We start from the raw sequence: 13,006 nt of genomic DNA on the forward strand, positions 1-13,006 counted from the left end.
CTTGAACCTTTTTTCTATTCCGAACTGTCTAATTGCTGTTATTATAGCAAACTCTACCAATGTGCACAATGTATATTCGACCTATTTTTATAGATTTCTCTTAAATGAGTCATTATTTTTTTGTTTAAATATTATCTTTTAGAACATGATTCTAAAAGATAAATAGTTCTCCATAAGGGCTCCCTGGTTTCAATTTGTCCATATTAAAATGTATACCATTTGTAAGTTTATTAAAAATAATTTTCAAAATCCTCTGTCGTTAAAACTTCCGCATTGACTTTATATTCCTGACACCAGCTTAGAATCCTTTCTTTTCTCACTTGTGTTGTCGTATAGAAGCTGAGTAGAGCTTGCTGTTCTCCTAGGGCTTGAAAGAGGGAACGATATAACCTAATTTTCTTCTTGTTTTCGAGCATCTTCTGTTTGAGATCCACTTCCACAAAACAAATGACACCGTGAAGGGAAAAGCGAGCATCACTAATGATCTTATACATTTCTCCCTGGATCCTCCATTCGTTTGGGCGTTCTATTTTCCAATCCTTTGGACACCCATAATACAAGTAAATATCATTTCGCCTCACTTTATGTTCTAACTGTGTTAAATGGGGTTTGCTTTTCTCCGATCCAATGTGTTGACGACCTTTCTTAGACAAATAATAGATGTTTTCATGAAGACGCTTGCTATTTAAAAATGGACTCATATTATAGAGAACACGATTGGCATTGCGGACACTCTTCAACTGAAAGAGGGACTGCAATTGAGACCGACTCATACACTCCAACTTATCCAAGGCGTACATAATCTTCTCCTGTCTCGTTTGACACAACTGTTTGTTTTGCAATTTCATACCCTCCAATTCGTTTCCATATCTCATCATGAGTAAGGTAGGGGACTTGCACTTCTTTCACTTCATGCGTTTTAATCAACGCACGTCCTTTGATATCTGAAGGTAAGGTTTCGGCTCCATAAGCATCAAGGGCTACCTTAGATGCATAATCACTTCCCAGCCGAAAACTCACCTTTAAATCCGCATTTTGCTTGATTGAGCCATTCAATACATTGGAGGTAGGGTATTGGGTTCCATACACCAATCGAACGCCCAGAGCGCCTCCTAGACGTGCTATTTCACTGAGGATCGATTGACACTGGGCTAACGTCTTCTTTTCTTCTTTCTCCATAAATTTTTCAGGTGTCAGTTGTGCGGCTTCATCAATCAACACAAACAGACGTTGAGAGAGGGGAGTGTCCACAATATTGGACCATCCTTGACGCTTAAAAAGGGCCATTCGTTCCTTCATGTCTTTCTGTACCTGTTTCAAGGCGTATAAGGCCTCTATGGGATCACTGGCTATACGTTTGACTTGTTGAAGGTTCTTATACCGGTCAAACTCTAATCCACCCTTTAAATCGATGATCATGAATTGAGCATCTCGGGGATGGTGTTCAATAAGGTACGTCATCATCACTTTCATCATGACTGTTTTCCCAAAACGAGTCGTTCCCGAAATGGTGGTATGCGGCGTATAATCAAAATGATGAAAATGCCATCCTTGGTGGTTTTTCCCTAATGGGACCATCCATCCTTTACGATAGGGGACGTCTTGGTAAGACACGTAGGAAGGCATTTTGTGTTTGAGAATCTCAATAATCAGCCATTTCTTAAACGATACGTTCACTTCTTGATTTAAGGTGACCGATAAAATCTGTTGTAACGTTCGCAATGTTTTTTCTTCTAAAGCTAAATGTGTGCGATAAATCAGCTTGATTTGTTTCGTACTTTTACACTCCCGAACAAGCTGAGGATATCGGTTATTTTTTCCGTCTCTCACGTGGATATGGTAGTGCTCAAAGGTCTGTTGAACGATATGATGTTCCTCACTGGATGTATTCCTTCCCAACCATAAAGCTGTGGCCCCCGTTAAAAGGGGAATCGCCATGAGCTCCCACATTCTTCTCACTCCTTCTTTTTATCTTTTATAGATAGTTCCTTGAAAAGGGAAGCTTCCAAATGCTGTTCTTATCGTCATGACCCTATTCCTTTTTCTCTTCTATCCTGGTTGGAACCTTGGTCATAAGAAGGGAAGGAAAGAGGACAATGTATACAAAAAATAGAGCAAGCTCCCCAAGATACCCATATTCATTCCAACCTGCATGATGACTCTTACCTTTTCTTTATCGACCCATCCCTTTCTCTCTGCATAAATCACCGTAAATAACACCAGGCTTGTTCCTAGGACTGTAATCATATGAACCTCCTCGTAAGTTGGTATAGTGGAGTGTATGTTGTATGGCTTGTTCAACTTATCTTGTCTTATAAAAAAGGTTAAATTTAGTTAACTCTTTGTGTATAAAAACTTAACTAAATGGACATAAATGAAGCCATAAAACCATAATGTAGAGGTGTAAGGGATGGGAGTCAAAAAAACAAAACTAAACAAATGGTTAACGAAAGAAGGAAGAAGTCAAGCATGGTTAGCGAAGAATTCAAATATCTCGCGTACTGCTATGAATCAAATTTGCACAGGTAAACGAGAACCTAATATGTCCACAGTTAAGAGGATTATGTCAGCCATTAGAAAAGTAAATAAAGATGCAAAAGTTGATGATTTCTTTGACATTTAAATGAAGGTAGAATATTGTCATGAAAAAACGAATAGTTATATATCATAAATATACTTAAGACCGCCTTATACACTAATGCATACTGGGCGGTCTTTGTTATAGGTATGCTTATCATTTAAAAAAGCTCAAGCCTTTGTCTATAGCCTTAAGGCTATATGACATTAAAAATTTTATCTATCAATCTCGTATTAAAAGAGTGTAAAAGGGAAATACTTTTTACAAAAGAGAAAAGATAAAGGGGTTGACGATTGGTGGAAAATAATGTGTCTAATGAAATGAACCAAATTGAAATAAATATACATGACGAGGTAGTGGCTGAATTTTTTTTGAATCAAGTCATGAAGGATTTCAAAAAAATTAAGATTCTTGAGGAAATTGACCAATCATTAAAAAGTAAAGATAAAGAAACTTTTTTACGTTTGACGGAAGAACTTAAATCAGTTTCTTGATAAGAGCCTATCATTAAAGAAAGGCTCTGAAATAAAGTATTACTTCATATCTAAAAAATAAGGATTTTAGTCATTAATCAGTATCTGCAGATATTATCTAAAATTTAGATTTGTAATGTGAATCCTTAAATAGAAAAAAGAAATAAATCGATATTTTAATAAGTTAAACTGTTTACTTAATCCAAAAACTTTAAATCTTCCGGGTTGCAAATATCCGTCATTAATTTAGTTAATAAAAGAAAAGCTTTCAAAAATATAAATGTATTCTATCCTTGGGTATTGGCTTTACCTGTTAAAATTCAGAAACTTCAATAGGAGTCTGTTAGAAATTACGTTTTCAACTTGCTTGGAATGAAAAAGTAACAGCTTTCATGTAGTAGTTACATCTCTTAAATAGGAATCTTATAAAAATATTTATTCAGTTATTTATGGATTCCAAGCCGAGTAGCAGTCTTGAGGCAAATGATTCGTCAATCTTTTTGCCGGCATGTGCTTTGATTTCATTCATGAGCGCATTAAGCTTTCCCTGGCGGGCAGAATCGTTCGATGCCTCTTGTGCGCTTGTTGCCTTACCCTTAAAACTTTTAAAAATGTCGGAATGAATCAGCCCTTGGCTTAACCCGTAATCCAATACTTCATCTAACCGTTGCAATTCAAGATTGGTTGAGGACGTGATTTCAATGACTGCATCGCCAGACAGTTTTTCTATCGTTAGCGTGGTTTCTCTACCTCCGGCAGTTATTTCTTGAACCTTTTGGTTGTCCACAAAAACATCATACTCCCCAGCAGGTAGGTTACGAAGTTTAACTTCCGGGGAGTATTCTCCGTTCACCACGTCCTCAAGGTCGAGTTGGATATCTGTCAGATTGTTGGATACAACCACTTTGGTATATTTTGCCTTGTTGAGTTCAAAAGCAAATTTGTTCTCGTTATAGAGTGCAAGGCGTGTGCGTACACCATCTTTCGGTGTGATTGTATATGCGCCTCCCTCCAATCTCACATCACCACCATAAGCATATAGACCTACAATTCCGTCATCTACTACATTCACCGAAGCAGTTTTCAAGCCACCCCAGAAACCAAGAGCTGATTCACCGGAGAAGGCCCACCAACCATCAAGCATAGGCATGAAGCGCCAAGAACCTTCACCGGCACCTTTCTGGCTTTGATAAATCCACGAAGCAGCCCCATAATTGGCCGGGTCACTGCTGATTTGGCCAGTGTTAATATTTGCCCATCCCGCAACATAGGCGCCGTACGTGGAACGCATGATCTCGTCAAACTCATTGTTATCCGTGACCTCATAGTTGTACAAGAAGTCCTGTTGCTGCCACGCGCCAAGCTGGGTTTCGTAGCCCAAGTTCCACCATGACTCACCCATATGCCGGTTATCCGAACCATAGAAATACCACAACGGCTGCATACCACGAGAAGCCATCGAAGCCTGTGTGACCTTATTCACCATGGCGTTGTCGCCGTATCTCTTGGCAAGAGTATACACCGCCTCGAACGCTGTGGTGTCGATGCTCATCTCAGAGGCAAATGGGTACTTGCGTGAAAGCATCTTCTCGCCCTTTGCCTTGATGTAGGACTCGAGTTCGTCAGCCTTTGCAGCGTGTCCCTCCTTATTAAGTGCATCGACAATGTCTGGCATTGTCATCTCACCCATCGAACCCATTTCACGCGACGCATCATCGAGCGTGCCCACATTCGGATGCTGGAAGTACGCCCTCATCGTGTTATATGCTCTCAAAAGATACTCATCGGCGCTCAGATCCGTCTTGATTTGAGGGTACCTCGTTGCAATCTGATACATGTTATAGTATGTATTCCACACATGCGGGTAGTTCATGACCCGCCATGTCGCTTTACCATCGTTCGTACCGGGTGCAGATCCGTCTGTACCGTCATACCAATGGTAGAGCCTATACGTACGATTTCCTGATGCATCTGTCTGCGTCTGCATGTACCCCCAGATAAAGTGCTCCAGATAATAATCGAGCGAGTCAATCTGTTTTTGGTCAGGCTTTCCGACATTCTTCTCAGAAAGGAATACCGCAGGCGATAAGCCGAGATCATCAGAACCACCAGTCATCCAGTTCAGGAATGAGACCTTCGGATAATTCTGGCGCGTCACTAGTTTCTTCTGAGCCATATCCCATTGCAAGAATGCCCCCTCGTACCCGCGTCCGGTGTTCTTAGCCTGCTGGTTGTCGACGATGAATTGCGTATTTGCTTCGATCAGTTCCTCGATTGGCTTCGTCGAATAATACTGCAAGACGGACTTCTTATCCCTGCCGTAATCTACGGTGACGTAGTTAACACCCAGCGTAGCAAACTTGAGCTCGTAGATATGATAACCATTCTTCTCACCTTTCGCTGTGACTGTGACTTTCTTATCATTTTCACCAACCACCTTGTTAATTCCGTCCTTTGCTCGTACTGCGAGGGTCGCCTTCTGGTCATTCGGGATGATCATACCCGGCAAGGAGGCAGCATCAACAACACCAGCGTCATACAGGACGTCCCGTAGATCGGCATAGCTCTCTGCCCAACGGAATGTGAAACCATACGTTTTTTCTCCGCCGCCAGGAAGGGTTAATGACGTTGGTGGTAGGTATGTGCTCGCCTTGTTCTGGTCCGCACGTGTAGGCGCGACGTTTTTGGAATGAATGAAGTACTCGACTAGTCCTTCCCATGAAGGATCTTTCTCTCCGAATGGCCCCTCCCCAGTCCGAGCCTTGTTCTTAAACTCGAGGGAGGTACCGTCCTTAGGAATCATGACCAAATACGGACCGGCACCATTGGGCCTCTGCCAGTAGATGTAGGAACCGTCCTCGGCAACAAACGAGTGGCGGCCGACGTTTTGTTCGTAGATGCCGGCCTGATCACCCCCGTTCCACCAGGCGTTCATGAGAAGCGGAAACCCAATGTCCTGGAACTCAATTGACTCCGTCGAAGTGTTCTTGATGTTGATCGTCCAGTTAAACTGGTCATTGTCCGTTCCAGAAAGTGAGTATGTCTCAGTCAATGTGAATCCCTTGATCCCGTCAGCGTTTCTGGATTTGCCACTGTAGAACACCTCGACGTCGCCATCATCGGTTGAGCTCACCGTCCGGGAGTCGTCGGAAAGCGATGTCGTCATATTTGTAGCCGACCCGGACGCCTTCTTCACGTTGAATACCATATCTCCGACCCAACGGGAATCATTGATGTTGAACTGTGGTTGAATATCGGGATTCATCACGTAATTCGTGCCATATTCATCGCTAGGATTAGATAAATTGAATACACCGCCAGTGTTTTCATCAATATCCACCTTGAAATAATCCGACGTAAGTACATGATTATTAGAAGCGTAGGTGATATTGCCCTCATTCGCTCCCGATATTCCCATATTAGACGTTGCAAAATTAGTAGAAGTACTACTGAATGAGACAAAAGCAACTACTGCTGTTGCAAATGTTTGTTTCAATAGTTTGTTCAAAAGGTTTCCTCCTTAACTTTCATCTAAATATCCATTTTTTTACAGAGTCAGAGGTGGTAGTTACTTTACAATCACCCCCTTTTGACGTATTCTAATAAAGAAATTTTTATAGAAAATACCTAAATATTTAGTTTCATTTCCTTAGAAAAAATGAAAATCTTGTAATCGTAAATTCTCAAGATGATTACTACATGTCCTGCTATCTAATGTTGCAACCTGATACATCATCGAGTACTTTAAATCCTTGCCTTTATTGTGTGAGCAAACACCTGCAGCCATTAATGGTTCCTCATAATTAAAGCTACAGGTTTGATTTCTTGGTTTAATACATCTTGTCTCTTCACTAATTATCTATATAATGGCTTTTCAGGTTCCTTATATTGACTTATAAAACCGAAATATCATCCGCAATAATATCAATTGAATTTGTCTTATTTAATTTAAGGTTTTTGGGAATTTCGTTTAGTTGATAATTAAATTCTCCAATAATATTCATTAGCTTTTTACGCGTTTCTACCTCTGCATGTCCTCTGTTATTTATTACATTCAATAATGAGGCTATATTGGCTTTTTTTGCTATGAATTTTACACTTATCTTAGATTTCACCTTTCCTTGTTAGGCTAGGTAATGATTCTAACTTGATTATGTCATTGTTTTTCATCTTAATTTAAAGAATTTTCTGTAAACTTTGTTTGTATGATACATTAGTCAGATTCCTATAAAACTCACGTGCTTACCACACCACTAAATTCAGCACTTTTTGCACTACGCAACTCTAAATCCTTTTGAATTACACTTTCATTTTTTTCAAACTTTTTATAGATAACCATTGGGATAACACAAATTAAGAAATCAACCACCGGCATTCAGATAAAGCTAATTTGAATACCGAGCAATGTGGAAAAGTTTGTGCTTGACCCGCAACATAAACGAAGCTGGTAGAAAAGCGCGGACTCCACTTCTTGCTTTAATGCAGAATGCACTTCTGATCGCAGTTAAAAAATCGCTGGCTCTGATTCCATTTTTTCTATTGACCGTAATCCATCTTATACTGATGTGCTCAACCACACTCTAATTTCTCCATATCCACGTTTACCCCACATAAAATACGGAATCAACGTTAGTTCAATCAGTTTGGATGTTGGCTTTTTATAAGAATATAACTGATCTTCTGAAGAGATAAGATGTTTTGCTTTCCCCTTAAGGTAAACTGCATTTGGTAAAAGATCATCGGAATTTACAGCTTGCAAGGGTGCTTCTATTACCCAAAGTGCTCCCAAATCTTTTTTTATCAACCTCTTCAACTACATAAACTAGTGGACCTCTTGTAATTGCTATCTTACCTACTTCTTCTGTAACTCTCGTGTCAGCATATACTCGTCAAGGTGGCATATCCAACTCTATATTAACTTTATCGTCATTCTCCCAAGTACGATTAATTAGCAATTATCCGTTTTCTAATGGATTATTATTTTCTTTATTATTGATTTTATATAGAATAAGTTTTTTACCATGCAGGGATTCTTACTGCAATATTTCCAGCAACAGGATTTTCAGTGGTAAATGTGAATAAAATGGATTCGTTCCATGGATATTGTGAATCTCATGTCATAGTATTCTTGTGCACCTTCGCTTGAATAATCCATCCGTACATGTCCGTCTTCCAACGACAAATAGAATTAGAATGGACGATTTCTCCTGCCCTTATCTTGGTGCCGAATGATGTCTCTCCTCCAAATCTTTTTTAATTTCGAATTCTCGCTTTTCAAAGCGCCCATAGAAAATCATCGGAATCATGGCAATGATGCACATAATTACCGGCAGCCAAATAAATGAAAATTCAATTGAAGCTAGTGAAGTTGCGGTTTGAGCTTGATTTGATACGAAGCCAGCTGCCTCCATGACCTTAGATGGGATATAACTACCTAAACCTGAACCTAATTGAATACAGAAGGCTCCTCCGATTGCAGTGAGAAACCCTGGGGCCCGCACACCATTTTTCCACTCTCCATAGTCAACAGTGTCTGCTAACATAGCAAATGGCATGGCGCAAGCAATTGCAAGGCCAAAGACTGCAATGACCCAACTTATCATAATAAGAGGAATGTTATTGCCAACAAACCCCATTAAGGATTGTCCGACAATACCGATAAGCAAACCAATGATCATTGTCATATGTTTACTAGTTATCCGTACAAGAAATGGAATTGATATTGTCCCCAGTAGTCCTAATATTCCCAGGCCATTAAAGAGTCCAGCCAAATTAGCATTTCCAAGATTATATTTAGCATAATATACAGCAATACTAATACGATCAGCCTGTGCAACCCAAAAGAGAATGAACGAGATAACCAAAAAGATCCATGGCCAGTTTTTATAAGTTGCACGAACACTTTCCTTTAATGGGATCGGTTTTGAAGAACTTACTTGTTTTTCCTTTAAATTTTTAAAGGCAATAAATAGTAAAATAGTTGATACAATAGCTAGGACCATTATGGCTAAAGGAAAGCCGGCTTTATTGTTCCCCTTTCCCAGTAAAGCCACCAACGGTAAAACGGCACTGCCCGCAATAAACGCTCCTATGGACCCACCAATCATCCGAAATGTATTGGCAGCGATTCTTTCATTGGAGTCCCTGGTCAAGCTAGGTAAAATTGAATTAATGGGTGTTTGAATCCCCGTATAAATTATACCAGCAGCTAAAACGTATGTTACACCAGCGTACCATACCTTACCAGTCGCCGATAATGAGGGTGTTAAGAAGGCCAAAACTGACGCAACGCCAAACGGTATTGCTAACCAAAGAAAGTATGGTCGACTTTGCCCCCATTTTGAGTGCGTATGATCTATAATGCTTCCCCAAATAGGAGCACTGAGAGCATCGAAGAACCGTGCAACTAATAAAACTAATCCTGCAGCAGCAACCGAGAGTCCAAAGACGTCAGTATAAAAATACATGATATAGGTAGTAATAGTAACATATAGCATGTTACCGGCTAAATCAGTAAATGAATAACTGATTTTTTCGGTTAATGATAATTTGTCGGTCGTATCTTTTCCGACCGTAGTTTCTGACCGTACATTTGCTTCCATACTCTTTCTCCTTTTCTTTGAAAAATTTATCTCATAAGGTTAAATGGAAACCAAACAATATCATTTGGCCAGCAGAAGTTTTTAATTAACAATTGCATGCCTATTACGGTTATCTCCGTTCTTTTAAGTATCCTCAGCAATCTTAATGTCAGTTTCATCATTTATGACTGACCACTAATAAAGTATATATCCTTCACAACTAAGTATTGATAGCGCTTTCGAATTTTATTTGTTAAGTAGCAGAAATTTAGAGAAAGTAAGCGCGCGTTTACCATGTTGTAAAACAATCTTACTTACCTGCATTTACTCATGCATTTGTGTTTGATTCATACATTCAATTGGCATCAAAAGGAATAACCTCATTTGATCCACTGTTTTCGATTTTTCCACTCATAGAACCAAATTAGCTATAGCAGTCTGCTCAATCACTAAACCTTTTTCATATCGCCCGATAAATTCTTCAAATCCTTTAACGTCAAGTCCATCAGGATAAATTTCTTTCCCATCAACGTCTTTAAAGACTTTTTTATCGAGGAAGTCTTCTAAACTTTCATTTTGATTTTTATTCATCATCTAAGAAGCAAGAATGGCAATCCCCAGGCCCAACCTTCTCCAGCGGTTTCCATCACTGAAACCCGAACATTGATTGCAGCTGCAACAATTTTTTGTCCAACTACAGGAGTTTTAAATAAACCATCCTGAGCTAAAATACCATCAATGGCGACATTTTCTTTCCTTGTCAAAATACCCATTCCTAATTTCAAGCCACTGAATGCGGTAAAAAGATGAGTCCACATGAAGTTTGCTAAATTGAAATGACCCTCTGGTGAACGAACAAATAATGGTCGGCCTTTTTCTAAACCTGTTATATTTTCTCCCGAGAAATAGCCATAACTAAGCAAACCGCCACCATCTGAGTCCGCCTCCAAAGCTTTATTCAACATCACTTCGAATAGTTGATTCGTTTCAACCTTTTTTCTCATTGCCTCAGAAAATTCACGGAACAATCTCAGCCAAGCATTGATATCACTTGAACAGCTATTCCCATGAACCATTCCCACTGGACTACCGTTTGGTGTAGTTACTAAATCGATTTCTGGATACACTTTTGAAAGTTCTCTCTCTAATACAATCATGGCAAAAACTGAGGTTCCTACTGAGACGTTTCCGGTACGTTTTCTCATACTATTCGTAGCAACCATCCCTTTGTATTCTTATCTTTTTTCACCATCTTCCGAGTCTGTTTTTTTAAAAAACTTACATTTCATGAATCCAGACTCGCATTTCCCCTTTCGCTCGATTACACCAAGCGTAATAAGGAATAGCGGTTAATTCTTGGGGAATCATTTGTACCTGTTTGTCACTATAAAGCTCATCTGAGGAGATCACTCGATACCCTTCAGCTGTTAGTGTAACTACCCCATTTAAGAAATCTGGTTCATACCGGCTGATTATCTCGCTTTGCTTTGGAAGGCGAATCCCTGCAAGGTTAGCCCCGTTATCCACTTCTTCAATACAATAAACAATCGGACCGCGCTGTAACGCTGTTTGCCCTTGATTCATCGACACAAGTGGATTGCTGCGCATTCTCATAATCGACATGTCCATTTCAAGCGTGACACTATCACCAGATTGCCATACTCGGTCTAAAAGCAAATAACCTTTTTCTAATTCTTTAACAGACACAGTTTGTCCATTTACTTTAGCTAAAACCGTTTTACACCAACCAGGTATTCTTAATCCTAGTTTGAACTGTACCGGTTTCTCTACCTTGACCGTTATAGCAATGTCGCCTTCCCAAGGATAGTTATGAGTTTGAGCCAACTCAACATTTCTACCGGACAAAACGGTCTGAACTTTACCAGCAACGTATAAATGAGTATATAGAGTATCTTCTGTTTGCGTATAAACATTGTCCTCAATAGAAGCAATCATACGTGCTAAATTCGGCGGACAGCATGCACAGAAAAACCATTTTTGACGTTCTGTTTTCACATGATCTTGGTCTTTTCTAACTTTCTGGAATGGATTTACTTCTAAAGGATTCACATAGAAAAATCGCTTACCATCTAAATCCATGCCACTCAGTGTACCATTATAAATCGCGCGTTCAAGTACATCAGTATATTTTCGGTTTGTATCCAAGCGAAGCATCCGATTTGCCCAGAACGCAAGACCAACTGATGCACAAGTTTCACAATACATACTATCGTTTGGCAGATCATGATTGCATGTAATTGCTTCTCCATTGACTGCGGACCCAATCCCCGCCGTAATATACATTTTATGTTTGGTTACATCATCCCAAAGAATTTCGCACGTTTCTTTTAACGAATTATCCTTAGTTTTCGCTGCTAAATCAGCCATTGCAATATATAGATACATGGCTCTAACTGCATGACCCACGGCTTCTTTTTGTTGTCTCACCGGCTTATGAGCTTGTTGATACTCATCCCCTAAGCCAAAGTTAATATTATTATCATCATTCCAAGTTGGGGCCGTATCAATTGTTTTCCTTTTCTCCATTTCCTCCGAAAAATAAATTGGTTGCTGGCCGCGTTGTTCAATAAAATATTGAGCTAGATTTAAATATTTTTGATTATTTGTGACGTCATAAAGCTTAACTAATGCCAATTCAATTTCCTCGTGACCGGGATAACCTTTAATTTTGCCTTCCTCCGCCCCAAATACTGAATCAATTAAATCAACGTACCTTTCCATGATGTGCAGAAGTTCTTTTTTCCCTGTTGATTTATAGTAGGCTACAGCTGCTTCGATAAAATGACCAGCACAATACAATTCATGATTATCCCGCAAATTGGTCCAACGGTTGTTTGGCTCTTTTAACGTATAATACGTATTTAAATATCCATCTTCTTGCTGAGCCCTTTCTAATAAAGCAATTACTTCATCTGCTTTTTTCTCCAATTCAATATTTGGAAAATCGCGTAAACTATATGCTACGGTTTCTAACCATTTAGCAACATCACTATCTTGGAAAACAGTTCCATAATAATCGCCATTAGACTCACCGGCTGCAATGCGGAAGTTTTCGATGGCATGACTTGGTTCTGTGTCTGGAAGTTCATCGTTTAATGCTTTCCACTGGTAAGGAATAACTTCGTTTGCCACAATACCTTTATAATTTTTCCAAAACTGATCTTCTACTACTTGTTTGGCTGGGGTTGTAATACTTTCCGTTAATTCGAACTTCATTAAATAAATCGTCCCTTTCTAAAAATATTATATTTACATTTTTTCAATTCTACTTTATTATTTCTATAAAAGCGCTACCATTATTTTTGTATAAGTTTTCACAGCGCTTACAATATCTATTTTAGCATCAAGATATT

The 13,006-nt window shown here is 39.3% G+C and carries 10 protein-coding genes and 2 pseudogenes; 2 read left to right on the forward strand and 10 right to left on the reverse strand.

What is annotated here, in order from left to right:
* Nucleotides 1-230 precede the first annotated feature (230 nt).
* The 3 genes from ACK3CR_RS10640 to ACK3CR_RS10650 form a co-directional block, all read right to left on the reverse strand.
* On the reverse strand, nt 231-773 hold the full coding sequence (locus tag ACK3CR_RS10640; RefSeq protein WP_488975341.1) for a replication-relaxation family protein: 543 nt from the start codon (nt 771-773) through the stop codon (nt 231-233).
* Between the two features lie 10 nt (nt 774-783).
* Complete coding sequence (locus ACK3CR_RS10645; protein ID WP_488975342.1) at nt 784-1,899, reverse strand: FtsK/SpoIIIE domain-containing protein; 1,116 nt, start codon at nt 1,897-1,899, stop codon at nt 784-786.
* Between the two features lie 171 nt (nt 1,900-2,070).
* Nucleotides 2,071-2,247 carry a hypothetical protein gene (locus ACK3CR_RS10650; protein ID WP_488975343.1) on the reverse strand — a complete coding sequence of 59 codons (177 nt, stop codon included), beginning with the start codon at nt 2,245-2,247 and terminating at the stop codon, nt 2,071-2,073.
* Between the two features lie 163 nt (nt 2,248-2,410).
* Between ACK3CR_RS10650 and ACK3CR_RS10655 the strand changes: the two genes are divergently transcribed.
* Both ACK3CR_RS10655 and ACK3CR_RS10660 read left to right on the forward strand, forming a co-directional pair.
* A complete protein-coding gene (locus tag ACK3CR_RS10655) occupies nt 2,411-2,623 on the forward strand; it encodes a helix-turn-helix transcriptional regulator (protein ID WP_410912489.1) in 213 nt (70 codons plus the stop codon).
* Nucleotides 2,624-2,874: 251 nt separating this feature from the next.
* On the forward strand, nt 2,875-3,072 hold the full coding sequence (locus ACK3CR_RS10660) for an IDEAL domain-containing protein (RefSeq protein WP_488975344.1): 198 nt from the start codon (nt 2,875-2,877) through the stop codon (nt 3,070-3,072).
* A 418-nt stretch (nt 3,073-3,490) separates the two neighbouring features.
* On the opposite strand, the gene ACK3CR_RS10665 is transcribed toward ACK3CR_RS10660, so the two are convergent.
* The 7 genes and pseudogenes from ACK3CR_RS10665 to ACK3CR_RS10695 all read right to left on the reverse strand — a co-directional run bounded on the left by ACK3CR_RS10665 (nt 3,491) and on the right by ACK3CR_RS10695 (nt 12,869).
* On the reverse strand, nt 3,491-6,559 hold the full coding sequence (locus ACK3CR_RS10665; protein WP_488975345.1) for a DUF5695 domain-containing protein: 3,069 nt from the start codon (nt 6,557-6,559) through the stop codon (nt 3,491-3,493).
* A 385-nt stretch (nt 6,560-6,944) separates the two neighbouring features.
* Nucleotides 6,945-7,166 (reverse strand): hypothetical protein, encoded by a 222-nt coding sequence (locus ACK3CR_RS10670; RefSeq protein WP_488975346.1) that lies wholly within the window; start codon nt 7,164-7,166, stop codon nt 6,945-6,947.
* 440 nt (nt 7,167-7,606) lie between these two features.
* Complete coding sequence (locus tag ACK3CR_RS10675) at nt 7,607-7,840, reverse strand: hypothetical protein (RefSeq protein WP_488975347.1); 234 nt, start codon at nt 7,838-7,840, stop codon at nt 7,607-7,609.
* Nucleotides 7,788-7,925, reverse strand: a pseudogene (locus tag ACK3CR_RS10680) (hypothetical protein); the annotation flags it as partial. The gene ACK3CR_RS10675 and the pseudogene ACK3CR_RS10680, both read right to left, overlap by 53 nt.
* Before the next feature lie 339 nt (nt 7,926-8,264).
* Nucleotides 8,265-9,653 carry an MFS transporter gene (locus ACK3CR_RS10685; RefSeq protein WP_488975348.1) on the reverse strand — a complete coding sequence of 463 codons (1,389 nt, stop codon included), beginning with the start codon at nt 9,651-9,653 and terminating at the stop codon, nt 8,265-8,267.
* A 390-nt stretch (nt 9,654-10,043) separates the two neighbouring features.
* Nucleotides 10,044-10,858 (reverse strand): annotated as a pseudogene (locus ACK3CR_RS10690) (FGGY-family carbohydrate kinase); the annotation flags it as partial.
* Between the two features lie 52 nt (nt 10,859-10,910).
* Entirely contained in the window at nt 10,911-12,869 is a 1,959-nt protein-coding gene (locus ACK3CR_RS10695) for a glycoside hydrolase family 127 protein (protein ID WP_488975349.1), read from the reverse strand.
* Between the last annotated feature and the right edge of the window lie 137 nt (nt 12,870-13,006).

It is taken from the genome of Priestia sp. TRM10 (assembly GCF_057808375.1).

Excerpts from the sequence above, each read along its gene's own strand:
- ACK3CR_RS10650 (WP_488975343.1), bottom strand. The coding sequence starts at position 2,247 with ATGATTACAGTCCTAGGAACAAGCCTGGTGTTATTTACGGTGATTTAT.
- ACK3CR_RS10695 (WP_488975349.1), bottom strand. The coding sequence starts at position 12,869 with ATGAAGTTCGAATTAACGGAAAGTATTACAACCCCAGCCAAACAAGTA.
- ACK3CR_RS10640 (WP_488975341.1), bottom strand. The coding sequence starts at position 773 with ATGAGTCGGTCTCAATTGCAGTCCCTCTTTCAGTTGAAGAGTGTCCGC.
- ACK3CR_RS10685 (WP_488975348.1), bottom strand. The coding sequence starts at position 9,653 with ATGGAAGCAAATGTACGGTCAGAAACTACGGTCGGAAAAGATACGACC.
- ACK3CR_RS10655 (WP_410912489.1), top strand. The coding sequence starts at position 2,411 with ATGGGAGTCAAAAAAACAAAACTAAACAAATGGTTAACGAAAGAAGGA.